The organism is Synechococcus sp. SynAce01 (assembly GCF_001885215.1).
Classification (GTDB): Bacteria; Cyanobacteriota; Cyanobacteriia; order PCC-6307; family Cyanobiaceae; genus Regnicoccus; species Regnicoccus frigidus.
On sequence record NZ_CP018091.1, the window covers coordinates 532,796 to 554,888 of the forward strand.

23 protein-coding genes, 1 tRNA gene, 1 other RNA gene and 1 pseudogene are annotated in these 22,093 nt (G+C 66.1%); 10 read left to right on the plus strand and 16 right to left on the minus strand.

Features of this window, described 5'->3' with window-relative positions; all coding sequences use genetic code 11:
* Positions 1-203: 203 nt before the first annotated feature.
* Entirely contained in the window at positions 204-650 is a 447-nt protein-coding gene (locus BM449_RS02765; RefSeq protein WP_145536622.1) for a hypothetical protein, read from the minus strand.
* Between the two features lie 95 nt (positions 651-745).
* On the opposite strand from BM449_RS02765, the gene BM449_RS14900 reads away from it, so the two are divergent.
* A complete protein-coding gene (locus tag BM449_RS14900; protein WP_071801897.1) occupies positions 746-1,162 on the plus strand; it encodes a hypothetical protein in 417 nt (138 codons plus the stop codon).
* Here the strand turns inward: BM449_RS14900 and BM449_RS02775 are convergent.
* The 3 genes from BM449_RS02775 to BM449_RS02785 all read right to left on the minus strand — a co-directional run bounded on the left by BM449_RS02775 (position 1,098) and on the right by BM449_RS02785 (position 2,111).
* Positions 1,098-1,319: a hypothetical protein gene (locus BM449_RS02775; protein WP_071799977.1), complete on the minus strand. Its 222-nt coding sequence runs from the start codon at positions 1,317-1,319 to the stop codon at positions 1,098-1,100. The genes BM449_RS14900 and BM449_RS02775 overlap by 65 nt on opposite strands.
* Positions 1,320-1,507: 188 nt before the next feature.
* A complete protein-coding gene (locus BM449_RS02780; protein WP_071799978.1) occupies positions 1,508-1,798 on the minus strand; it encodes a DUF6737 family protein in 291 nt (96 codons plus the stop codon).
* 70 nt (positions 1,799-1,868) lie between these two features.
* On the minus strand, positions 1,869-2,111 hold the full coding sequence (locus tag BM449_RS02785; RefSeq protein ID WP_071799979.1) for a hypothetical protein: 243 nt from the start codon (positions 2,109-2,111) through the stop codon (positions 1,869-1,871).
* 105 nt (positions 2,112-2,216) lie between these two features.
* Between BM449_RS02785 and BM449_RS02790 the strand changes: the two genes are divergently transcribed.
* Together BM449_RS02790 and BM449_RS02795 are read left to right on the plus strand one after the other, a co-directional pair.
* A complete protein-coding gene (locus tag BM449_RS02790; RefSeq protein ID WP_071799980.1) occupies positions 2,217-3,410 on the plus strand; it encodes a glycosyltransferase in 1,194 nt (397 codons plus the stop codon).
* Between the two features lie 196 nt (positions 3,411-3,606).
* Positions 3,607-4,311, plus strand: a complete 705-nt coding sequence (locus BM449_RS02795) for a sugar transferase (protein ID WP_233831224.1) — start codon at positions 3,607-3,609, stop codon at positions 4,309-4,311.
* Here BM449_RS02795 and BM449_RS02800 read toward each other — a convergent pair.
* The 5 genes from BM449_RS02800 to BM449_RS02820 are packed head-to-tail and all read right to left on the minus strand — an operon-like array spanning position 4,305 to position 8,950.
* Positions 4,305-5,378, minus strand: a complete 1,074-nt coding sequence (locus tag BM449_RS02800; protein ID WP_233831002.1) for a CobD/CbiB family cobalamin biosynthesis protein — start codon at positions 5,376-5,378, stop codon at positions 4,305-4,307. The genes BM449_RS02795 and BM449_RS02800 overlap by 7 nt on opposite strands.
* A 44-nt stretch (positions 5,379-5,422) precedes the next feature.
* Positions 5,423-6,418: a ketol-acid reductoisomerase gene (gene ilvC / locus BM449_RS02805; protein ID WP_071799982.1), complete on the minus strand. Its 996-nt coding sequence runs from the start codon at positions 6,416-6,418 to the stop codon at positions 5,423-5,425.
* A 53-nt stretch (positions 6,419-6,471) separates the two neighbouring features.
* Positions 6,472-7,074, minus strand: a complete 603-nt coding sequence (locus tag BM449_RS02810) for an ATP-dependent Clp protease proteolytic subunit (RefSeq protein WP_071799983.1) — start codon at positions 7,072-7,074, stop codon at positions 6,472-6,474.
* Positions 7,075-7,131: 57 nt separating this feature from the next.
* On the minus strand, positions 7,132-7,806 hold the full coding sequence (locus BM449_RS02815; protein WP_071799984.1) for an ATP-dependent Clp protease proteolytic subunit: 675 nt from the start codon (positions 7,804-7,806) through the stop codon (positions 7,132-7,134).
* A 31-nt stretch (positions 7,807-7,837) separates the two neighbouring features.
* Positions 7,838-8,950 carry a hypothetical protein gene (locus tag BM449_RS02820; RefSeq protein WP_071799985.1) on the minus strand — a complete coding sequence of 371 codons (1,113 nt, stop codon included), beginning with the start codon at positions 8,948-8,950 and terminating at the stop codon, positions 7,838-7,840.
* 106 nt (positions 8,951-9,056) lie between these two features.
* Between BM449_RS02820 and hemW the strand changes: the two genes are divergently transcribed.
* Positions 9,057-10,349, plus strand: coding sequence for a radical SAM family heme chaperone HemW (hemW, locus tag BM449_RS02825; protein ID WP_071799986.1), 1,293 nt, complete (start codon positions 9,057-9,059; stop codon positions 10,347-10,349).
* On the opposite strand, the gene panB is transcribed toward hemW, so the two are convergent.
* Entirely contained in the window at positions 10,234-11,043 is an 810-nt protein-coding gene (gene panB, locus BM449_RS02830; protein WP_071801899.1) for a 3-methyl-2-oxobutanoate hydroxymethyltransferase, read from the minus strand. The genes hemW and panB overlap by 116 nt on opposite strands.
* A gap of 46 nt (positions 11,044-11,089) precedes the next feature.
* Between panB and ffs the strand changes: the two genes are divergently transcribed.
* An RNA gene (gene ffs / locus BM449_RS02835) (signal recognition particle sRNA small type) lies at positions 11,090-11,186 on the plus strand.
* A 143-nt stretch (positions 11,187-11,329) separates the two neighbouring features.
* On the opposite strand, the gene ftsZ is transcribed toward ffs, so the two are convergent.
* The 5 genes from ftsZ to miaB all read right to left on the minus strand — a co-directional run bounded on the left by ftsZ (position 11,330) and on the right by miaB (position 16,445).
* The gene (gene ftsZ / locus BM449_RS02840; protein ID WP_071799987.1) at positions 11,330-12,454 is read right to left on the minus strand and encodes a cell division protein FtsZ; all 1,125 of its coding nucleotides are present in this window, start codon (positions 12,452-12,454) and stop codon (positions 11,330-11,332) included.
* A gap of 171 nt (positions 12,455-12,625) precedes the next feature.
* Entirely contained in the window at positions 12,626-13,447 is an 822-nt protein-coding gene (locus tag BM449_RS02845) for an FtsQ-type POTRA domain-containing protein (RefSeq protein ID WP_233831004.1), read from the minus strand.
* A 50-nt stretch (positions 13,448-13,497) separates the two neighbouring features.
* A complete protein-coding gene (locus BM449_RS02850) occupies positions 13,498-13,908 on the minus strand; it encodes a hypothetical protein (protein WP_071799989.1) in 411 nt (136 codons plus the stop codon).
* Complete coding sequence (locus BM449_RS02855) at positions 13,905-15,011, minus strand: D-alanine--D-alanine ligase family protein (protein ID WP_071799990.1); 1,107 nt, start codon at positions 15,009-15,011, stop codon at positions 13,905-13,907. Before BM449_RS02855 ends, BM449_RS02850 begins: the two co-directional genes overlap by 4 nt.
* A 66-nt stretch (positions 15,012-15,077) precedes the next feature.
* On the minus strand, positions 15,078-16,445 hold the full coding sequence (gene miaB, locus BM449_RS02860; RefSeq protein ID WP_071801900.1) for a tRNA (N6-isopentenyl adenosine(37)-C2)-methylthiotransferase MiaB: 1,368 nt from the start codon (positions 16,443-16,445) through the stop codon (positions 15,078-15,080).
* Between the two features lie 34 nt (positions 16,446-16,479).
* Here miaB and BM449_RS02865 point away from each other — a divergent pair, with 34 nt between their 5' ends.
* Entirely contained in the window at positions 16,480-17,583 is a 1,104-nt protein-coding gene (locus BM449_RS02865; RefSeq protein ID WP_071799991.1) for a dipeptide epimerase, read from the plus strand.
* Positions 17,577-18,548 (plus strand): annotated as a pseudogene (locus BM449_RS02870) (DUF1611 domain-containing protein); the annotation flags it as partial. The gene BM449_RS02865 and the pseudogene BM449_RS02870, both read left to right, overlap by 7 nt.
* A gap of 86 nt (positions 18,549-18,634) precedes the next feature.
* Here BM449_RS02870 and BM449_RS02875 read toward each other — a convergent pair.
* Positions 18,635-18,707, minus strand: a tRNA-His gene (locus BM449_RS02875).
* 62 nt (positions 18,708-18,769) lie between these two features.
* Between BM449_RS02875 and BM449_RS02880 the strand changes: the two genes are divergently transcribed.
* From BM449_RS02880 to BM449_RS02890, 3 genes are read left to right on the plus strand one after another with little or no spacing between them, the layout of a single operon-like run.
* Entirely contained in the window at positions 18,770-19,195 is a 426-nt protein-coding gene (locus BM449_RS02880; RefSeq protein ID WP_071799992.1) for a DUF4359 domain-containing protein, read from the plus strand.
* 54 nt (positions 19,196-19,249) lie between these two features.
* Positions 19,250-20,578: an amidohydrolase family protein gene (locus tag BM449_RS02885; RefSeq protein ID WP_233831006.1), complete on the plus strand. Its 1,329-nt coding sequence runs from the start codon at positions 19,250-19,252 to the stop codon at positions 20,576-20,578.
* Between the two features lie 53 nt (positions 20,579-20,631).
* Positions 20,632-22,077: an FAD-binding oxidoreductase gene (locus BM449_RS02890; protein ID WP_233831008.1), complete on the plus strand. Its 1,446-nt coding sequence runs from the start codon at positions 20,632-20,634 to the stop codon at positions 22,075-22,077.
* Positions 22,078-22,093: the final 16 nt, after the last annotated feature.

Sequence of the window (22,093 nt, forward strand, 5' to 3'; positions counted from 1 at the left end):
TGCTAACGCGTCGATCAGCCGAGTTGCTGAAACCAAAATCCCGCCAATTGCCAGCTGCTCCAAAGAAAGATCAGCAGGAAGAGCCAGTTCAGCCAGGGTGGTCGCTTGTCGTTCTTGAGATCCATCCGGTAAAGGGCAGCGACAGCAACGTTATCTGTGAGTCATCGGATCAACGAGACATCTGGATCAACGAGACACCCGGATCAACGTCCCTCGCAGGGCAGCAGCGGCTGATCGGCTTCCTGCTGGCAAAGTCCCCAGCGCCCTCCCTGGGGGCCTTCGTTGCTCCAGCGCACCACCTTGGCCTTGGCCATGCCCTGAACCTCTGTGGCCGTGTCCGAGGTAATCACAACAAGTTGGCTCTGGCGAGCAGTCCCATCAGAGCCAGTCCCATCACGGCGGTCGTTGGGACCGCGGTAGTCGTAGCGGCAGTAGACCGGGGCGCCGCCGGAACAGGCGCTGAGGCTGGCCAGGGTGTTGCCAGCACGCTCGCGGTCGAGGGCATCGGGTCGACGCTGAGGCGCTGGACGCCAGCCCTTGGCCCGCAGGTGGCGATCGGCCTCAACGATCGGCTGACCCACCCGAAGCAGGCTGCCGAGGTCGGCACGGACCGATCCGCTCACGGCATAGGCCGCGAACAGTGCAGCCATCAGGCGAGCCACCACGAACAAGACAGGAGCGACGGGAAGGACCAGGTTGATACGCAGGGGGCACTGACGGGGTGATTCACCATTTGTTCGCTGCCGTGGCTACCTGTGCCGTCTTCTCCTTTCTTGGCTTTCCAGACTGGGCACCGCTCCATCTCTATCTCGGTGACGGGGGCTACCCGGCTGCGGCGGCCCTGCGGCTGGCCGCCGCTTCAACCGATCGTGACGCCATGGCCTTCGGAGCGGCAGGCTTGGTGGCGGGGTTCCTGCGCTGCCAGCGCCAGGGAGAACCGGTTCCCTCGCCTGCGGACTGCGCCGAGTGCGACTACCGCTACTTGATCGTCTACCGGCTGGGAGGGACATGCCCCCTGAGAATTTCCGCCTGGGGGCGTGAGCTGGAAGGTCCGGGCTGGAAACGGCGCTGCGGCCCGATGCCCATGGAGGCCTTCCTCAGGCGTTTCCATCCGTGTCGACCCCTGAAGAAGCCGATCCCACAGGAAGCTTGGAGCGCCTGAGGTCGTGCAACCCCTCCAGCTGGTTGTAGACGGCAAGCAACTGCAGCCTGATGTGGTCGGTGTTCTCCAATCGGGAGAGATTGGCCAGCACCGTTTCGATCTGGGCCTTGCTGTCGATCAACAACCGGCACTCGCTGGTACCGGGCTCATAGCTCATGGGTCATGACTCAAGGATGGCTGAAACGGCTCGGAAACAACTCAAGAACAATTTGGCGAAAGTGAGGACAGTGGCCATGCGAGGAACATGGCTACGGCGAATCAAAGCTGGTCCTGAGGGGTCCTGTAGCCCCATTGACCCTACTGAAGCGAATCGGTCGATGCTGTGTTGTTGGCATGGCCACCAATTCACTCGGTCAGCTCTGAAGGCGCCGCTGCTTCCGCCCCTGCGGGCACCAGGACGAGGAACAACCACCACCAGGCCAGAACGGCCAGCACCACAGGCAGTGTGATCCACCAACGCTGGAGCAGAAGCCAACTTGAGCCACTGATGACGATGCCTGTGGTCAGGATCGTCCAGGGCTGGCACCACCAGGGTTTACTCGCCCAGAGGGAGACCCGGGCTGCAGGGCTGGCTACTGCAGGGCTGGCTGTCGGTTGGGTGTTGTCAGGGCCGGGGCTCAAGTTGCGGTCCGCCATCGTCTGCAGCCACTCAAGACGGCTCAGTCTTCCATCCCCGTGCAGCGAGGCCGTACTGGCCGGCGGGGCTTCAGGAATGGAACAGCAGCACCAGACCCTTGGGGATCTGGTGAAATTCCCGTTCCTCACGGCTGAGATCCAGGCCCACCTGCAGGCCTTCCTGCAGGGCCTCCTCAAAGGGAGGTTGGGCCGGAGCCTTGCCGGCCAGCCAGAGGGCGGCGATGCCGACCGAGGTGGCATGCCAGCTGAAGCAGCTGGTCAGGCCGATCGATGGTTCATCGAGGGCATCCTCCAGGAGTTCGCGAATCGCCATGGTGGGCACGAGCTGCGTTCAGCATCCGGATCAGAGAGCAGGAACGCAATCAGCTGAGAGCATTCGTGACGTGCGCGCCCTTCTGGCGCCCTCTACGGTGCCGAAATGCCTGCCCTGCCCAGCTCCATCGCCCTCGTGCACGAATGGTTCACGCCCCGTTCGGTGGGTGGGGCCGAACAGGTTGTGCGGGAGCTGGACCAGCTGCTCCACCCCCAGCTGTTCGCTCTGGTGGATGGGGAGAGCCGCAGGCCTGAAAGCTGGCTGGCTGGCCGCCGAATCCAGACTTCCTTCGTGCAGCGCCTGCCCTGGGGCCGCAGCCATGTACAGCAGTACCTGCCCTTGCTGCCGCTGGCGATCGAGCAGCTCGACCTCTCTGGCTACCCCCTGGTGATCAGCAGCAGCCATCTGGTGGCCAAGGGGATCCTCACCGCACCGGACCAGTTGCATGTCAGCTATGTACACACGCCGGTTCGCTACGCCTGGGACCAGATGCACGCCTACCTGGCGGGTTCGGCGGTCGCCCGCGGCCCGCTTGGTCCCTGGGTGCGCTGGCAACTGCACCAGTTGCGCCAGTGGGATGTGATCAGCAGTCGGCGCCCGAACCGGTTGATCGCCAACTCGCGCTTCACGGCGCGGCGGATCCAGCGCTGCTGGGGGCGCCCGTCTCAGGTTCTCCATCCCCCGGTGAATGTGGAGCGATTCCGCTGGGATCTGCCACGGGAGGAGTACTACCTCTCGGTCTGCCGGTTGGTGCCCTACAAGCGCGTTGACCTGGTGGTGCAGGCGTTCAACCGCAGCGGACTTCCCTTGATCGTTGTCGGTGAGGGACCGGAGCGACGGCGACTTGAGGCCATGGCTGGCCCCACTGTGACCTTTCTGGGCCATCGCTCCACCGAGCAGGTGAACGAACTGATGGGTCGCTGCCGCGCCTACGTCTATGGCGGGCTGGAAGATTTCGGAATCGCCGCCGTGGAAGCCATGGCCGCCGGTGCCCCGGTCATCGCCCTGGGACAGGGCGGACTGCTCGACAGCGTTCGCTGCCTGGCCAGCGGCGCCAGCCAACCGACCGGACTGTTGTTTGGCCAGCAGACCAGCACGGCCCTCGTCGAGGCCCTGTCTTTCTTCGAAGAGGGACAGCTCTGGAAGCGGCTGCCTGCTGAAGAGCAGCAGCGCTGGGCCGCCCAATTCAGCCCTGAGCGATTCCGCGACCGGCTGAGGGTCCTGCTGGAGCGTTACTGGGACCAGCATGTTGAAGACCAAGGCAACAACCGCACCGCCCTGCCTTTCCCCCTGGCCTGAAGCCTCTGTGCCTCTGGCCTGAGTGACCTTCGCCGCTGGTGGAAGCGGGAAATGATTTTTACAGTTTGAGCATGTCGGCGAGCTTGTAACCATTCACCAGCCCAACCCACTTCGGCCGAACCCGCGCGAGCAAGCCTCTGGAGTGGTGGCCCTGTTGGCAACGTCCACCGTTTACACCCCGTTGGTTCGTCCAGCCCTGAATCCAACGGCGGCGTTTCCCGCCAGCGAGCCATCAGGCCGTGCTGTTGTCCCGGCCCACGCGCTGATCGAGGCGCAGTCGAAGCGCTCGAGGGTCATCAAGCGAACAGGCGATCTGTTGTTGTCCCTGGCGGTGCTTGGGCTGGGCAGCCCTTTGTTTCTGCTGTTGGCCATTCTGGTCAAGTTCAGCTCACCGGGGCCGGTGTTCTACGTCCAGCGGCGGGTCGGGCGCAGTTACAGAGAGTTCGGCTGCATCAAATTCCGAACCATGCGTCCGGACGCCGATCGCATCCTGCACGCGCTTCTGGAGCAATCCCCCGGACTTTCCGCCGAGTTCAAGAAAGACTTCAAACTCAAGGCCGATCCGCGCATCACGCCCATCGGCCGGTTCCTGCGCCGCTCCAGCCTTGATGAACTTCCCCAGTTCCTCAACGTGCTCAGGGGACAAATGAGTGTGGTCGGGCCTAGGCCGATCGTCAGAGCCGAGCTCGAACGCTACGGAGACCAGATGGATACGGTGCTGGCGGTCCGGCCTGGCCTCAGCGGCCTCTGGCAGGTGTCCGGTCGCAACAACCTCTCCTACCCGAGCCGGGTCAGGCTTGATGTCAGCTACGCCAGACGCCAGACCTTCTGGCTCGATCTCACGATCATCATCCGCACCATCGGAGTGATCCTGTTGCCCATGGACAGGGGCGCCTACTGAGCCAGAACCCTGTCAGCGAGGAGCGCCAGGGCCAGGGCCATCAACAACCAAGCCACTTCCAGTCGCTTGTTCAACGACAGGATCCTCTCAACCCCGGCTTGATCGACCGCCGCGAATCCGACGCCAAGCAGCGGCTTGAGGCGACGTTCTCCCCGGTAGTGATTGACCCCTCCGAGCTGCACCTGGGCCGCCTGGGCATAGGCCGCCTGGGAAAGGCCGGCATTGGGGGAAGGGTCACTGCGGCCCTCCCGAAACGCACATCCCACCTGTCCCCACGCCTGCAGGCCCCGGCCGCTGACCAGGGGGAGGCTCAGGGCCACGAACCGGCAGGGCAACCAGGTGAGCAGGTCATCGAGGCGAGCGCCGGCCGTGCCGAGCCACTGCAACCTTCCGCGGCGATAGCCCAGCATCGAATCGAGGGTGCTGGAGGCCTTGTAGGCCCAGGCCAGCGTGAGTGGCCCTGGCAGGAAACCTTCGCCCGGATTTGGGGTTGCTCCCCACAGACCAACTCCCCACAGGCCGAATCCCCCCAGCCCAGCCCCCACCAGCATCCAGAACAGGGGAGCGAACAATCCATCCACGCCGTTCTCGGCGGCCGTTTCCGCCGCTGCCCGCAGAATGCCGGCCCCATCAAGATTCTCCACATCGCGGCCGACGATCCAGGCCAAGCGAGCACGGGCCCGCTCCAGCCCATGCTCGCTTGGCCCATCGCTGGCAGCCCCAGCCTTGTCAGCCCCAGCCTTGCGGCCAGCCAGACCCGCCAGAACGCCTCGCACGGCCCGATCCAGGCTTTCACCCGCCAGGCAACTGGCCAGGGCCAGCAACAGCAGCGGCTGGCCGATCAGAGGCTGCGAGCGAGCCAGGGATTCCAGGGCCCAACCCAGGCCGCCACTTCCGCCCACCAGCAGCACGGTGATCAGGCCACCGGCGAGCCGTAGGCGCCAAGGCTGATCACCTGCCCAGGCCTCGGCCCGTTGGCGCAAAACGGCGATCCACCAGCCCATCACCTGAACCGGATGCAGCCAGCCCGGCGGGTCGCCGATCAGCCGATCGAGCAGGCAGGCCACGGCGACGGCAAGCCAGGGGAGCAGGGCAGGGTGCGCGGATCCGATCAGGTGGTCTTGAGCCAGCTGAACATCGAGCGCAGCCCCTTGCCGACATGCTCAATCGGGTGCTGGGAATCACGCTGGCGGGCTGCGGTCATCGCCGGTTTGCCGGCCTCGCATTCGGCCACGAAATTCTTCGCGAAGGTGCCGTCCTGGATATCAACAAGAATGCGCCGCATCTCCGCCTTGGTCTCCGCCGTGATCAGGCGAGGGCCACTCACATAGTCGCCGTATTCGGCGGTGTTGGAGATCGAATCGCGCATGGCGGTGAGGCCGCCCTTGACCATCAGATCAACGATCAGCTTGACCTCGTGCAGGCATTCGAAGTAGGCCAGCTCGGGCTGATAGCCCGCTTCCACCAAGGTTTCGAAGCCGGCTTTCACCAGCTCACTCAGGCCTCCGCAGAGCACCGCCTGCTCACCAAAGAGATCGGTTTCGGTTTCTTCCTTGAAATTGGTTTCAAGGATGCCGGCGCGGGTGCCGCCGATCGCCTTGGCATAGGCCATCGCCAGACCGCGGGCCTGGCCCGTGGCGTCCTGGTGAATGGCGAACAGTGCTGGAACGCCCTGGCCGTTCTGATACTCCCAGCGCACGGTGTGTCCAGGACCCTTCGGCGCAATCATCACCACGTCCACATCGGCGGGAGGAACGATCTGGCCGAAGCGGATGTTGAAACCATGGGCGAAGCTGAGCACCTTGCCGGCGCTCAGGTGCGGCGCGATCTCGGCGGCGTACACCGATTTCTGGGTCTCATCAGGGAGCAGCACCATGATCCAGTCCGCCTTGGCACAAGCCTCGGCGACGCTGAGCACCTCAAGACCATCCGCCTTGGCCTTCTCCACCGAGCGGCTGCCTTCGTAGAGCCCCACCACAACGCTGACGCCGCTGTCCTTGAGGTTGAGGGCGTGGGCGTGGCCCTGGGAGCCGTAGCCAATGATGGCAACGGTTTTGCCGTTCAGAAGGCTGAGGTCGGCGTCGGTGTCGTAGAAGAGCTGGGCCATCCGGCTGATCGGGCAGGGCAGAGGCGGATCCTACGGTTGGGCCGATCCCGCCCTCAGGCTTCGCTGGGGTGCGCGATGACCCGATCGATCAGGCCGTACTCCATCGCTTCGGCGGCGCTGAGGAAGTAGTCGCGATCGGTGTCCTTGGCAACCTTCTCATCGGGCTGGCCGCACATCTCGGCGAGCGAGTGGTTGAGCATGTCCTTCATGCGCAGGATCTCGCGGGCTTCGATCTCGATGTCACTGGCCTGGCGTTGGCTGGTGCCACCGAGGGGCTGGTGGATCATGATCCGGCTGTGGGGCAGGGCCACCCGCTTGCCCTTGGTGCCGGCCGCCAGGAGAAAGGCGCCCATGCTCGCCGCCAGACCGACGCAAATGGTGACCACCTCCGATTTGACGTACTGGATGGTGTCGAAGATCGCCAGACCGGCGGTGACCGAACCACCCGGAGAATTGATGTACAGGTAGATCGGCTTGCTGCTGTCATCGGAATCCAGATACAGCATCTGGGCCACCAGGCTGTTGGCAATCCCGTCGTTGACTTCCTGGCCGAGAAAGAGAATGCGCTCTACACCCAGCCGGGTGTAGATGTCGACCCAACGCTCGTACTGGCTGCCGGGCAGACGGTAAGGAACGCTGGGGGTGCCGATGGGCATGGTGCTGGAAGTGGGGTAGGTGGAACGGGAGGGAAGGGAAAGGCAGTAGGTAGGCCGTCAGGCCGCGCCGGCCACCGGCGCTGGAAGTTCCTTCTGGCTGGTCAAGATCCGATCGATCAAGCCGTACTCCAGGGCCTCGGGCGGCGTGAGGTAGGTCATCCGATCGGAATCCTTGCTGAGTTGCTCGGCGCTGCGGCCGGTGTTCTCCGAGAGCATGTCGAGCATGGTGCGTTTGTTGTGCAGCACCTCCTGGGCCCTGATCTGGATGTCACTGGCCTGACCGCGAGCGCCGGAGCGGGGCTGGTGCAACACGATTGAGGCGTGGGGCAGGGCGGCGCGGTGGCCCTTGGCGCCGGCCGAGAGGATCATGGCGGCGGTGCCCATCGCCTGGCCGATGCAGATCGTGTGGACGGGGGGTTTGACGTAGCGAATCGTGTCGCAGATGGCGAAGGCTTCGGTTTCAAACCCGATCGCATCGCCGGTGTACCAACTCGTCCCGGTTGAGTTGATATAGAAAAAGATTGGCTTCTCGGGATTGTCGAATTCCAGATAGAGCATCTGCGCGACGATCAGCTCGGTCACATCCACGCCCATCTGGCGCTTGGCGTCGTCGTCGGAGAAGAGTGGCAAACCCAGATAGACGATTCGCTCTTTCAACAGCAGCGACGGCAGATCCGGCGGCGGTGTGCGCATCGCTGCCGAATCGCCGTAGTAAGGGGCCGACACCGACATCAGGTCTCAACGTTCAACATCAGGCCCGAGCCTAGCGGGGGCCAGCTGTGGGCCGAACCACAGCCCCCTCCTTGGGAACGTCTGGATCGCAGCGGGCAAAGACCATGCGGCCGGTCGAGGTCTGCAGGGCTCCGGTCACGGTGACGGGCAGCCGTTGGCCGATCCGCTTGCGGGCCGCCTCCACCACAACCATGGTGCCGTCCTCCAGGTATCCGACCCCCTGATCGGCTTCCTTGCCCTCGCGCACGATCTTCAGCTGCAGGGCATCGCCGGGTTGGACCTCTGGCCGCAGGGCGATCACCAGGGCGCTCAGATTCATCACCTTGAGTTCCTGCACCTCAGCCACCTTGGCCAGGTTGTAATCGGCGGTGAGCAGGGTGCCGGCCGTATCGGCGGTCAGCTTGAGCAACTTGTCGTCGGCGCCATTCCCTTCGTAGCGGGTGCTGTTCACCACCAGGCGGCGGCCGTAGCGCTCACGCAGCACCGCCAGCAGGTTGAGGCCACGGCGGCCCTTGCCGCGTTTTTCGTTGTTGCTGGAGTCGGCCAGCTGTTGGAGTTCGTCGATCACGGCCTGGGCCACGATCACCTGGCCCTCCAGCAGGCCCGAATCGAGCAGCCCACGGATGCGGCCATCAATGATCACGCTGGTGTCGAGGATCTTGGCGCTGGCGGGTTTCAACACCCCTTCGGCCACCAGCAGGGCGTCGGTGCTCGCGGGGTTGAACAGGCGCAGCAGGGTGCGTCCGTGCACCTCGGCCAGGTTGTAACCCAGCACCCCGAAGAAGACGTTGCTGAGCACCGCCGCCAGGGGCTTCACGAAAATCACCTCCCAGGGAAGCGGCAACAGCAGGATCGGGGCCAGCAGCAGGTTGGCCACCAGCAGGCCCATGATCAGTCCGACTGCCCGGCTCACCAGCAGATCGGTGGGCATCGCCCGCACCTGCCGCATCAGTCGGCGGCGCAACAGCTGAAAGAAGAATCCGGCCAACAGGCCGAAAAAGGCGCCGAAGCCAGCCAGCACCCAGCGCAGGCCCTCCAGGTTCGTGACCTGATCCAGCAACCCAGCAGGCAGCAGGTCGACGCCCAGCCAGCCGGTGGCAGCGCCGGAGATCAGAAACAACAGCAGGATCAGCGGGTCCACCATGGGTTGGTCTGGGCTGACCGTTGCTCAGAAGCTGCAGCATGGCCGATTCCGGTCGATTTGCCTTGCTCGGATTTCCATACCGTTGCCCGCGGCCGGCCCGCGTCCCATGCGTGAACCCCGCAGCGCCTACCTGCACATCCCCTTCTGTCAGCGGCGCTGCTTCTATTGCGACTTCGCGGTGGTCCCCCTCGGAGACAAAGCCGACGGCGCCCACTCCAACTCGATCGCCGCCTACCTTCCGCTGCTGCACTGGGAGATCAGCAGTGCCCCATCAGGGCCGCCCCTCTCCACCGTGTACCTGGGCGGTGGCACCCCCTCCTTGCTCACCCCCGAGCAGATCGGCGCCTTGCTCAGCCGCCTGGACTGCCAGTTCGGCCTTGCTGCCGGTGCGGAGATCAGCATGGAAATGGACCCGGCCAGCTTCGATCAGCGCCGCCTCACCGGCGTGCTGGCCGCGGGCGTCAACCGCGTCAGCCTGGGGGGGCAGAGCTTCGATGACGCCGTGCTGGAGACGCTGGGCCGCCGCCACCGGCGCGCCGACCTGCTTGAAGCCGCCGGCTGGCTGGCCCAGGCGCAGCGGCAGGGGTCGCTGGGCAGCTGGAGCCTCGACCTGATCCAGGGCTTGCCCCAACAGGACCTGAACCACTGGCACAACCAGCTGCGCCAGGCCGTGGCCGTTGACGCCCCCCACCTTTCGATCTACGACCTGATCGTCGAACCCGGCACCGTGTTCGCCTGGCGCCAAAAGCGTGGCGCGTTGCCACTGCCCGATTCCGACCTCGGCGCTGACCTGATGGCACTCACCTCCGAGCGGCTGAAGGCGGCGGGCTACGGCCACTACGAAATCTCCAATTACGCCAGGCCCGGCCATGTTTCACGCCACAACCGGGTGTATTGGAGCGGGGCAGGCTGGTGGGGTTTCGGGCTGGGAGCCACCTCGGCCCCCTACGGACGGCGATTGGCCAGGCCACGAACCCGGGCCGCCTATGGGGAATGGCTGAGCGAAGCAACCAACCGAGCAACCAGCCAGGCCGAGCCGGGCCCGACGCCAGGCCTCACGCCTGAGCAGAGCGCTTCTGAGCTAGGTCTACCGTTTGATGAGCTGTTGATGGTGGGCCTGCGCCGGCGCGAAGGGGTGGCGATGGGGCAGATAGCGATCGACTACGGCCTCAGCCGCCGCGCACTGGCCTCGCTGCGGCAGCGGCTGCAGCCGTTCCTTGAAGAGGGCCTGCTGCTGATTGAGGGGGACCGCTGGCGCCTCAGTGACCCGACTGGCCTGGCCCTCAGCAATGCGGTGCTGCGGGAGTTGCTGGGCTGGTGGGATGAGCGTTCTGGGCCCGCACCCACCTCTGAAGCGCCTCGATCGCCAGACCACGACCATCGATCAGGGCCGGGCTGAACGGAGGCTGGCGGCTGCCGAGCCCGAGCAGATCGGCGGTCACCCGCACCTGGCCGTCGCAGTCGTCACCGGCTCCGATGCCGATCACAGGGATCGCCAACTGCCGCCGCAGCCGGCCAGCCAACTCCGCAGGCACATGTTCGAGCACCAGGGCGAAGCAGCCCGCCGCCTGCAGATCCTCGGCCTGGCAGCACAAGCGCTCCTGGCTGATCGGGTCGTTGGCCTGGCGCCGATAGCCGAACCGATGCACCGACTGGGGAGTCAAGCCGAGGTGCCCCATCACCGGGATGCCACTACGCACCAGGCGATCAACCACCACAAGGGTTTCCGGTTCAGCCCCCTCCAGCTTCACGGCCGCCGCCGCCGTCTCCTTAAGAACCCTTCCGGCTGCCGCCACAGCCTGATCAGGCCCGCACTGATAGCTCAGGAAGGGCAGATCGCAGATCAGCAGGGGTTGCTGACCGGGCGCTCGGCTCAGGCCCCGGGCCACGGCGCGGGTGTGGTGAATCATCTCGTCGAGCGTCACCGGCAGGGTGGTGGGGTGACCCAGCGCCACCATCGCCAGCGAATCACCCACAAGCAGCGCCTCAGCGCCTGCCTCCTCCACCCAGGCCGCCGAGAGCGCATCCCAGGCGGTCAGCAGCCGGATCGGTTGCCCCGCCTGTTTGCGCTCGATGAGATCACCGGGACGGATCGGCACGACAGGCAGGGCTTCTAATCAGGCTTGCTATCATCGCTTCGACTCGGACCGATGCGGCCGGGACGCCCAAATCTGGTCAGAACCGGAAGGGAGCAGCCACACGGGATGCTCCAGGCAGGCGTCGGCTCCGGGTCACCCCTTTTGCAACTTGGCTGACTTCAGGACGTTGACCTTGAAGGTCAAATCTGTGGCATGCCAACGCAAGGCCAACGAAATCCAGCCGCACACAACGCAGCTGCACGGTCAGCAGGTAGGGAATGGCCGGCCCCGAAGCTCCGGGTCACTCGTCCTCGGTGCGGGTCTGGCGGTTCAGCAGGAAGGGAGGGATCTTGGCACCCCGTTGATCGCCGGCGGGTTGGGTCAGAGCAGCAGGCTTGGGGCTGGCGAAACTGGAGGTGACGTTGTCTTGGTGCCTGTAGGCAATGCCACTTTCAAAGCCGGTGGCAATCACGGTGACGTGAATCTCACCTTCGAGCTTTTCATCCACCACGGCGCCAACAATGATGTTGGCATCGGGATCAACCAGGTCGTAGATGACCTCGGCGGCATTGGTCATGTCCTCCAGGGTCATGTCCTTGCCACCGCTGACGTTGATCACGCAGCCCTTGGCCCCATCGATTCGTGCTGATTCCAGCAGCGGGCTGCTCATCGCGGCCTGGGCCGCTTCGGTGGCACGGGAGCGGCCTGAACCCACGCCAATGCCCAGCAGGGCTGTGCCGGCCATCGTCATCACCGAACGCACATCGGCAAAGTCAACGTTGACCAGGCCGGGTTTGGTGATGATGTCACTGATGCCCTTCACACCCTGACGCAACACGTCGTCGGCGGCGCGGAACGCTTCTTGCAGAGGCGAACCGGCGATCGCATCACGCAGCCGGTCATTGGGGATGACGATCAGGGTGTCGACATGCTCAGCCAGCCTGGCAATGCCTTCCTCCGCCTGCTTCTGGCGCTTGCGCCCCTCGAAGCTGAACGGCTTGGTGACGATGCCAACGGTGAGGGCGCCGCACTCCTTGGCGACTTCGGCGAGGATCGGTGCCGCTCCTGTGCCCGTGCCGCCACCCATTCCGGCGGCAATAAAGACCAGATCAGCGCCCTCAAGCGCCGCCAGCAATTCGGGGCGCGATTCTTCCGCCGCCTTCTGGCCGATCACCGGGTTGCCACCGGCTCCAAGCCCCCGGGTCAATTTCTGGCCCAACTGCACCCGCTTCTGGGACGCCGACTGCAGCAGCGCCTGAGCATCGGTGTTGAGAACCCTGTAGCCCACCCCTTCGAGATCGGAGGCGATCATCCGGTTGACCGCGTTACTGCCGCCGCCGCCGACCCCGATCACTTCGATCCGCGCGGTCTGGCTGGGCACGATGCCGTTGCTGCTGGGAGAAGGGGAGTGGGAGGGTGTGGTCACGGAAAAGTGCAGAGAATCTGGGTAAGTGGAGGTGGTATTGGCGTCAGGTGCAGTCTCCACGAAGAACCCTCATCCATTCGGCTTCGGCAGCATTATGTCTGCCAAACGTGAAACCCCATCTGTTTAAACGATCACTTTTGCTTGGAAGCCTGATTCGAGAACAATGACCGGTCAATTGGTCCCGGCCGTAACGGTCCCGGTGGAACCCTTGGCAGCCTCCTTGGCGGGGGCAGCCGGCAGGCCCAGTTCCGGCTTGTCGGGATCACTCAGATCAATCGATTGGATGGTTCGGCCCTTGAGTTGGCCTGGCAGCTCCCCGGTGAGGTGATGCATCAGCTCAAGGCGACGCAGGAGCTGGGCATCGGCCGGGCCCAATCTCACCTGGCCCAGCGCCTTGGTCCGCAGCAAAAGATGGCCATTCGGCTCGAAACGGATCTCTTGCAGTGGGCTGCCCAGGCTGTTGCGCCGCTCCAGGATCTGGGCCAACGCCGGACGGTGCCACTCCTGCCAGCCCAGCACCGAGACCATCGGCTGCGGACTGGTCCTGGTGAGGGCGACCTGCTGGTGGCTCAGGCTCATCCAATTGCCCAGACGATCGACGTAGCCCCGCTCAAGACCAGCGCCCTTTCCCCGCTGCGCCCGTGCGACGGCCTGGCGGTCGACCAGATCGATCCGCAACCGAGGAGGCAGCATCAGCCGCTCAACCTCGACGTTCTCCACCGGCAGCGCCGCCGCCAGCCTCTGCTGCAACTGCTTGGGTTGGAGGTTGAGCAGCAGGACGGGGAATTGCAGCCCAGCGGCCTCAACCACCTGATCACGGCTCACCTGCTGGCTGCCGATCACGTTCACCTGCTCAGGACCGCGCAGGCTCCAGCCATGGCGGAGTAGTCCGTAGCCGAGACCAGCCGCACAGGCCGAAAAGAGGGCCAATCTCCAGAGGTTGTGGAGCCGCTCCCGGCGGCGCTGATCGCGCAGCTGCCGCCTGCGCTCCACACCGGGAGCTAGGGGCTTTGGGGGGGTTGGGGACTTTGGAGACGTTGGACTCACAGCTCACAACGGGAGCGCGCCATCAGATCATCCATCCAGCGGCGTGCCCGCTCGGCATCGGAGAAATCCAGATCCTTCTGTTCGCCATTGCCGACCAGGCGCAGGCGGCAACTGCCCTGGCTTTCTTCGGTGAGCGGCGCGTCACCGGAGCCGAGGGCCATCAACTCCAGCAATTCGAGCTTGCTGATCACAAAACTGCCCTGGGGCTTGAGCTGGCCGGCCTCGAAGCTGCTCCAGGTGAGCACGCCATCGAGCAGCCGGGCGGCGCCGCAGCCATCAAGTTTGGCGAGCTCAGAGCCTTCAGCCCAGCAGCGGAACAGGCGCTGCCGGCGGCGCTCCAGCCAGCCAAGGGCGGTGAGCATCACAAAGACCACCAGCAGGGGCAACCAGAGCAAGCCGTGACTCATGGCGCCAACGCCTCTTCAACCATGCGGAACCCATAGTCTCCCGCCGCCTCGACCAACTGGTGCACCAGATCCACAAGTGATACACCGCTGGCCTCCCACAGCATCGGCACCATGCTCTGGCTGGTGAAGCCCGGCAGCGTGTTGATTTCGTTCAGCCAGAGGGTTTCAGCGCTTTCATCGTAAAAAAAGTCGACCCTGGCCAGCCCCGCCGCCGCCACCGCCTGGCAGGCCCGGATCGCCAGTCGTTGCAGTTCCGCCTGAATTCCAGCGGGCAAGCGGGCTGGGATCAGCGTGCGGCTCAAGCCAGCGGTGTATTTGGTCTGGTAGTCGTACCAGTCGGCCTCGAAGCAGATTTCACCCACCACCGACGCTTGCCACGTTGCTGCGGCGCCTGGCCCGCTCGCGCGCACCGCACATTCGAGTTCCCGCGCCGTTACCCCCTGCTCCACCACCAGACGGGGATCGAAGCGGGCCGCCTCTCGCAGGCCCTCCAGCAGGGAGCGGCGGTCTGTGGCCTTGCTGATTCCCACGGAGGAGCCCAGGTTGGCCGGCTTGACGAAACAGGGATAGCCGAGCTGACGCTCCAGCCTGCCCAGCAGCTGTTCAGGTTCGGCCTCAAGCTCAGCGGCCTGAACCGCCGCATAGGGGACCTGGGGTAATCCGGCGGCGGCGAAGGCGGCCTTCATCGCCTGCTTGTCCATGCCCACCGCCGAGCCGAGCACCCCGGAGCCCACGAACGGCACCTGCATCAGCTTGAACAGGCCCTGGATCGTGCCGTCTTCGCCATTGGGGCCATGCAGCACCGGAAACCAGACCTCCACATCCAGCGCTCCCTCGGGGAGCCCCTGGAAGCCATCCCGTTGCGGAGCCGCCGGGAGATCGGCAGCCGTGGCCGGCACGCCCTGGCCCAGCACCACCTCGGCAAGGGCGGGAGGCCACCAATGGCCCCGCTGGTCGATGTAATAAGGCTTCACCTCATAGCGCGCGGCATTGGGGCCGCTGCGCAGGGCGCCGATCACGGTGATCGCCGATCGGATCGACACGGCATGCTCACCTGAGACACCCCCGAACACCAAGCCAAGGCAGCGGGGGGAGCGGGGCATACGCAAGGGAAGGGCCGGATCGGCGCCAAACGTATCAGCGATCGGGGTTCTGCCCAGGGGCAGGGCTCAGCGCACGGCCAGGCCGCTGAGCGAGAAAGCCCGCACCGACTCGATCTGGACCATCACCCGATCACCGGCTTGGTAGATCTTTTCCCCGCCTGTTTGAGTTGCCGGGAAGAAGGTGAGCCGGTTGGTGCGGGTCCGGCCCATCAGCTGGGAGGGATCGCGGGGGTTGCTCCCCTCCACCAGCACCTCCTCGCGGCGGCCCAGGTAACGGCCACTGCGCCGGCGGGCTTCACTCTCCACCAGGGCATTGAGCTGCTGGAGCCGCTCCACCTTGACGGCCTCACTCACCTGTCCTGGCCAGGTGGCGGCAGGGGTGTTGGGGCGCGGCGAGTAGGCGGCGGTGTTGAGCAGGTCGAAGCCGATCTCCTCCACCAGGTCCATGGTGGCGCGGAACTGGGCCTCGGATTCGCCCGGAAAGCCCACAATCGCGTCGGCACTGATCGCCGCATCGGGCATCTGCTGGCGGATGCGCTCGATGATCCGCTTGTAGCGGCTGACGCTGTAGCCGCGCGCCATTGCCTTGAGCAGGGCGTCATCGCCGCTCTGAAAAGGGATGTGAAAGTGTTCGCACACCTTGCTCAGCGAGGCGCAGGCGTCGATCAGCCGTTCGGTGAAGTAGCGGGGGTGGCTGGTGGCGAAGCGGATGCGCTCGATCCCTTCGACGTCGTGAATGTGATGGAGCAGGTCGGTGAGCGTGTGCTGACGCCGACCCTCGGCAGTGATGCCGGGCAAGTCACGACCGTAGGCATCAATGTTCTGGCCCAGCAGGGTGATTTCGCGGTAGCCCCGAGCCGCCAGGGCTTCGATCTCCTGGCGGATCGTCTCGGGGGTTCGCGACTGCTCCTGACCCCGCACCGCCGGCACAACGCAATAGGTGCAGCGCTCGTTGCAGCCGTAGATCACATTCACCCAACCGCAGACCGCGCTGTCGCGGCGGGCCGTGGTGATGTCTTCAAGGATGTGATGCTCGCCGGTGGCCACCACCTGCTGACCGCTCTCCACCTGCTCCAGCAAGATGCCCAGGCGGTTGGCGTGCTGGGGCCCCATGACCAGATCCAGTTCGGGCACCCGCCGCAGCAGGCTCTCACCCTCCTGCTGGGCCACGCAGCCGGCCACCACGAGGGTGAGATTGGGATTGAGGCGTTTGCGCTGGGCCTGGCGGCCCAGGTAGCTGTAGACCTTCTGCTCAGCGTTGTCGCGGATCGTGCAGGTGTTGTAGAGCACCAGATCAGCGCTGTGCTCATCGGTTCCAGGGGCATAACCCATGGTTTCGAGAATCCCGGCCATCCGCTCGGAATCCGCCTTGTTCATCTGGCAGCCGAAGGTGGTGATCCAATAGCTGCCCCGGCGCGTCAGGGTCGGTGTCATCCTCTCAGTCTCAACCACGGCAAACACTGGGTCCATGCAAGGGCGCCTGCAGCGATTTTCGCTCATCAAAGACGTGCCGCTGGCGATCAGTCGCGGCACGACCGCTTCGGTCGAACGCCTGCTGGTGGAGGTGGAGCACGGGGGCCTGATCGGCCAGGGCGAAACCGGCGGCTTCGAAACAGGTCATCGTCACTTCAGCACTGACGCCGTGGCCGAGGAGCTGGAGCGGGTGCTGCCCCAGCTGGAGGGCCTGGGTGCCAACGGCACAGCCCAGGATCCCTCAGCCTGGCAAGCGCTGGAGCCCCTGCTGGCACCCCTCTCGCCACCGGCCCGCTGTGGCCTGGATCTGGCCCTGCACGACTGGTGGGGCAAGCGCCTCGAGCAGCCGCTCTGGCGGCTCTGGGGACTGGAGCGCCAGGCCTGCAGTCCCACCAGCATCACCCTCGGCCTCGGCTCCACAGAAGCGGTGCTCGCCAGGCTGGAGCGTTGGGGCCAGCAGCTGGGCGTCACTCCGATTCGCATCAAATTGAAACTGGGCAGCCCCGACGGTCCAGGCCATGACCGGGCCCTGGTGCGCACAGTTGGCCAGGCCCTGGCGGGGCCGATGGCCGGCAGCCAGGCCGAGCTCCAGGTGGATGCCAATGGCGGCTGGGACCTGGCCACCGCCTGTCAGCTGATTCCCTGGCTGGCCGAGCAGGGGGTGGTGCTGGTGGAGCAGCCGCTGCCCGCCCTGGCCGATCCGGACGCTGACACTGCCGGCTTCGCCGCCCTTGACACCCACTGCCCGATCCCGCTGGTGGCCGATGAGAGCTGCTGGGACCTGGCCGATCTGCTGCGGCTGGCTCCCCATGTGGATGGGGTGAACATCAAGTTGCTCAAAACCGGCGGGCTGCGTGAGGCCGTGCTGATGGCCCAGACGGCCCGCAGGCTCGGTCTCGATCTGATGCTGGGCTGCTATTCCGACAGCGCCCTTCTCAATGGCGCCGCGGCCCAGTTGCTGCCCCTGGTGCGCTGGCCGGATCTCGACAGCCATCTCAACTTGATCAACGACCGCTTCGAGGGACCCGATCGCTGCGGCGACCTGGTGCAGCCCTCGCTGCGCCCGGGCCTGGGCGTGATCGCCTCAGCGCGATGCTGAGCGCCACAGCGCCGATCGTGCTGCTGCTGCACGGGGGGCTCGACAACCTCTCCGGCAAGACCGGCCTGGCCCTGTTGCGCTACCGGCCGGGGCCGATCGTGGCGGTGGTGGATCCGGGCCATGCCGGCGGCAGCCTGGAGGCGATCACCGGCATCCGGCGGTCGGTGCCCGTGGTGGGCGATCTGCGCTCTTCCCTCGCCTATGGGCCCCAGGTGGCGGTGGTGGGCCTGGCCCCTTCCGGTGGAACCTTGCCAGCCGGGCTCCGCAACGACCTGCTGGTCGCCCTCGACGCCGGCCTGTCGGTGGCCAGCGGCCTGCACACCCGCCTTGGCGACGACCCTGAGCTGGCGGCACAATGCCAGCCGGATCGGTGGATCTGGGATCTGCGCAAGGAACCGCCGGGTCTGGAGGTGGCCAGCGGCCAGGCCGCTGGCCTGGGCGGCCAGCGGATCCTCACGCTGGGAACCGACATGGCCGTTGGCAAAATGAGCGCCTGCCTTGAGCTGGTGGCCGCAGCGAGGCGCCAGGGTTGCGCAGCCCGCTTCGTCGGCACAGGGCAAGCAGGCATCCTGATCAGCGGAGCCGGCGTGCCCCTCGATGCGGTCCGGGTCGACTACGCCGCTGGCGCCGTGGAGCAGGCGGTGCTGCAGGCCGCCGCAGGGGCCGGGCCCAACGCCACCTTGTTCGTGGAAGGCCAGGGTTCGCTCTGCCATCCCGGCTCCAGCGCCAGCCTGCCCCTGATCCGCGGCTGCCAGCCCACCGGCTTCCTGCTGGTGCACCGGGCGGGCCAGACCCATGTCAAGAACCATCCGAGCATTCCCCTGCCGCCCTTAGCCGAGCTGATCGCCACAATCGAGCAGCTGGCCACCCTCGGCCGATCGGACCCAGCCAGCCCGGCTCCGCAGGTGCGCGCCGTGGCACTGAACACGGCGCTGCTCAGCGAAGCGGAAGCCCAGAGCCAGGCCGCCGCCATCGAGACGGAAACCGGACTGACCTGCGCCGATCCGGTGAGAAGCTCCGCAGCAGCCGATCGGCTGCTGGAAGCGATAAGGGCGAGCGAGGGGATTCGAACCCCCGTATGGCGGCACCACAAGCCGCTGCCTTAACCACTTGGCGACGCCCGCCGTGGTCTTTGCCAATGTATCAAGCAGCCCTGCCCCCTGACTTGCCCCGTGCGCCATCCGCCATGACGATCCGATGGAGAACGTTGGCCATCGCCGCTGCGGGTCTCGGCGGTGGCGCCTTGGCCCTGGCCTTCACCAATCCAGGTCCGCCCGAATTTGAAGACTTTGCTTCCGAACAGCTGGTCGAGAGGGCGATTGGCGAGGTCTGCGGGCCCGATGGCCTACCGGCACCGCTAAGGCTTGTGATCAAGAATTGCCCGGAGCTGATCCGTGGCCAGCGCCAGATGCTCGGAAGCCTGGCTGGGCAGAGCAGCCGGCGCCAGAACTTCGGGCTGTTCAGCCTCTACCGCACAGCGATTGGCGGCCCGTCCGTGCTGCCCTTCCTCAGCCTTCCCACCTACCACGCCCTCACCTTGGCGGGGGCAGGCCAATTCGTGATCCTGAGGACATCCAGTGACGCCAACGACTCCTCCCCCGGCAATCCCTAATCAGGGCTTGGCAGCACAGCGCCGATGACGGACCCGACGTTGAACCCAGCGCAAGTGACCACGCCGGACGGCCTGCCGCCATTGAGGCTGCCGCGCAGCCTGCTCGACCCGCTGCGCAGCGACCTGCCCCGCGCCGATGGCGAAGGACTGGTGAGCGTGCGCCTCGGCCATTCAGCCGGCCGGATCACCAGCATCAGCGCCTACAGCCCCCAGCCGGGTGAGCTGTTGCCGCTGGCGCTCACGCCCCTACTTGAGCCCCATGCCCACCTCGACAAGGCCTTCACCTGGGAGCGCCACCCCAATGGCTACGGCACCATGGCCGGCGCCCTGGCGGCCAACCAACAGGAGCACCTCCAGCGCTCACAGGAGCAGGTATGGCAGCGGGGCGAACGGGGCCTGCAGCAGGCGTGGCGCCAGGGCTCCCGGGCCATGCGCAGCCATGTGGACAGCGCCGGGCCTGCTGCGGAGGCCAGCTGGGAGGCCCTGCTGGACCTGCAACAGCGCTGGCAGCAGCGGCTGACCCTGCAACTGGTGGCCTTGGTCCCGGTCGGGCACTGGGCCACGACCGCGGGGGCCCGGCTGGCCAGACGCCTGGCCAGCCGGGCCGGGCCAGCGACGGATGGGAGCTCCCTGCCGATCCTGCTCGGTGGGGTTCTCGGCGCCCCCTTCTCGGCCGATGCCGGCGAGCGAGCCGGATTGCAGGCTCTGCTGCGCTTGGCTGACGAGCTTGGCTGCGGTGTCGACCTGCACGTCGATGAAAGCAGCGGCGAAGGCGGCAGCGCTGGAGCAGGCGTCGCCCTGGTGGCCCGGCTGGTGAGGGAGCAGCGAATCGCCATTCCCGTGACCTGCAGCCACAGCGCCAGCATGTCCCAGCTTTCCAGCCGTCGCTGCTTGGACCTGGCCGACGTGATCGCCGAGGCGGGGCTGGCCGTGGTGGCCCTGCCTCCCACCAACCTCTGGTTGCTGGGCCACCACGGTGGGGACACGCCGAACTCGCGACCGATGGCGCCGATCCGCCAACTTCAGCGGGCCGGCGTGACTGTGGCAATTGGTGGAGATAACGTCCAGGATCCCTGGTTTCCAGGCGGTGATTTCGATCCGCTCGAACTGTTGCGGCTGTCGGTGACAGCCGCCCACCTAGCCCCATGGCAACGCCAGGGTCTGATGCCGTTCACCACCGCTGCGGCCAGGCTGATGGGGCTGGCCTGGGACGGGGTGCTGCGCGAAGGGGCGCCCGCTGACCTGATCCTCCTGGCCGCCAGCAACTGGAGCGACCTGCTGGCCCGCTGCCCGCAGCGGCGGGTGCTGCGCCAGGGCCAGTGGTTGCCCCCCCTGGAGGCTCCGGCCTTGCAGTCGCTGCTCGATGCCCTGCCCGTGGGGTAGGGCCACCTGTCAGAACAAGCTCACCATGGGCTTCGCCCTCTTTTCTTGCCGCCGTGTCCGTCAAGCCTGCCTTGAACCCCTTCCCTGAGGGCCTGCCCGAGGATCTGCCTGCAGCGGCCACGGCAGCCCAGTTGGCGGCGATCGAAACCGAACTCAGCGAGGCCAGCGGGGCCACCGGCTCAGGGCCAAAACTGGTGCATGACGGGCCAGAGCTGGCGCGCCTCTCGCGCGACTGTTTCGACTACTCACCGGTGTTGCAGCCCTTGCTGAGCGGCCGATTGGCCCAGCTGGTGGTCAAAGCCAGCCGCCTCGAGGAGGTGCTGGCCGTGGCCAAGGCCTGCAGCCGGCAGGGTGTTCCGTTGACCCTGCGCGGAAGCGGCACCGGCAATTACGGCCAGTGCGTGCCGCTCGCGGGCGGGGTGGTGCTCGACCTCAGTGGCCTGAACCGGATGCGGCAGCTCGAGGCCAGCTCTGGGATCGTCACGGCCGAAGCGGGCTGCCTGCTGGCCGACCTCGACCGTCAACTGTCGGTTTCAGGCCGCTCACTGCGGCTGGCCCCCAGCACCTGGCGCAGCGCCACCGTGGCTGGGTTCATCGCTGGCGGCTCCGGAGGCATCGGCTCCCTGCGCTGGGGATTCCTGCGCGATCCAGGCAATCTGATCGGCCTGGAGCTGGTGACCCTGGAGGCGGAACCCCGCCTGCTCCAGCTCGATGGAAGAGCAAGCCGGCCGATCAACCATGCCTACGGAACCAACGGCATCATCACGGCGGTCCGCCTGCCCACCGCCGCCGCCGTGAACTGGCAGCAACTGGTGGTGGAGTTCAGCCACTGGGAGCGCGCCCTCGAAGCCGCCCGGATGTTGCCTGGCACAGCCCTGCTGCTCCACAGCCTCTGCCTGCTGGAGGAAGCTGTGGCCCGTCAAATGCCAGCCATCGGCGGCCAAGGAGCAGGCGGCTGCCCAGCGGCCCGTGGCCATCGCCTGCTGCTGTTGGCGGCGCCCGATACGCTCGAAATCCTGCCCCACCTGCTGGCGGATCTGGGCGGGACCCTCATCTGGCAGGCGCCGGAACAGGGCCAGCGGGGGCTGCCGCTGCGGGAACTCTGCTGGAACCACACCACCCTGCATGCGCGGGCCCATGACCCGGGCTGGACCTACCTGCAGATGCTGCTGCCCCAACCGGAAGCACCCTTCCTCTCGGCCCTGAAACAGCGCTGGGGCGAGGATCTGCTCTGGCACCTTGAGGGGGTGCGGCAACAGGGGAGCCAGCGGCTGGCGGCCCTTCCGCTGGTGCGCTGGCGCGGCGCAGAGTCCCTTGCCGAGCTGATCGCTGAGGTCCACCAAAACGGCGGCCTGCTGTTCAACCCCCACGTCTTCAACGTCGAGGACGGCGGACTCGGTGTGGTCGATGCCGACCAGGTGTCAGCCAAACATTGCTATGACCCGGCCGGACTGCTCAACCCAGGCAAGTTACGGGGCTGGGCTGAGCGAAAGCGCTGAAAGCAAGCATTGAGGA

Excerpts from the sequence above, each read along its gene's own strand:
- BM449_RS02765 (WP_145536622.1), bottom strand. The coding sequence starts at position 650 with ATGGCTGCACTGTTCGCGGCCTATGCCGTGAGCGGATCGGTCCGTGCC.
- BM449_RS02775 (WP_071799977.1), bottom strand. The coding sequence starts at position 1,319 with ATGAGCTATGAGCCCGGTACCAGCGAGTGCCGGTTGTTGATCGACAGC.
- BM449_RS02780 (WP_071799978.1), bottom strand. The coding sequence starts at position 1,798 with ATGGCGGACCGCAACTTGAGCCCCGGCCCTGACAACACCCAACCGACA.
- BM449_RS02785 (WP_071799979.1), bottom strand. The coding sequence starts at position 2,111 with ATGGCGATTCGCGAACTCCTGGAGGATGCCCTCGATGAACCATCGATC.
- BM449_RS02790 (WP_071799980.1), top strand. The coding sequence starts at position 2,217 with ATGCCTGCCCTGCCCAGCTCCATCGCCCTCGTGCACGAATGGTTCACG.
- ilvC (WP_071799982.1), bottom strand. The coding sequence starts at position 6,418 with ATGGCCCAGCTCTTCTACGACACCGACGCCGACCTCAGCCTTCTGAAC.
- BM449_RS02810 (WP_071799983.1), bottom strand. The coding sequence starts at position 7,074 with ATGCCCATCGGCACCCCCAGCGTTCCTTACCGTCTGCCCGGCAGCCAG.
- BM449_RS02815 (WP_071799984.1), bottom strand. The coding sequence starts at position 7,806 with ATGTCGGTGTCGGCCCCTTACTACGGCGATTCGGCAGCGATGCGCACA.
- BM449_RS02820 (WP_071799985.1), bottom strand. The coding sequence starts at position 8,950 with ATGGTGGACCCGCTGATCCTGCTGTTGTTTCTGATCTCCGGCGCTGCC.
- hemW (WP_071799986.1), top strand. The coding sequence starts at position 9,057 with ATGCGTGAACCCCGCAGCGCCTACCTGCACATCCCCTTCTGTCAGCGG.
- BM449_RS02850 (WP_071799989.1), bottom strand. The coding sequence starts at position 13,908 with ATGAGTCACGGCTTGCTCTGGTTGCCCCTGCTGGTGGTCTTTGTGATG.
- BM449_RS02855 (WP_071799990.1), bottom strand. The coding sequence starts at position 15,011 with ATGCCCCGCTCCCCCCGCTGCCTTGGCTTGGTGTTCGGGGGTGTCTCA.
- miaB (WP_071801900.1), bottom strand. The coding sequence starts at position 16,445 with ATGACACCGACCCTGACGCGCCGGGGCAGCTATTGGATCACCACCTTC.
- BM449_RS02865 (WP_071799991.1), top strand. The coding sequence starts at position 16,480 with ATGCAAGGGCGCCTGCAGCGATTTTCGCTCATCAAAGACGTGCCGCTG.
- BM449_RS02880 (WP_071799992.1), top strand. The coding sequence starts at position 18,770 with ATGACGATCCGATGGAGAACGTTGGCCATCGCCGCTGCGGGTCTCGGC.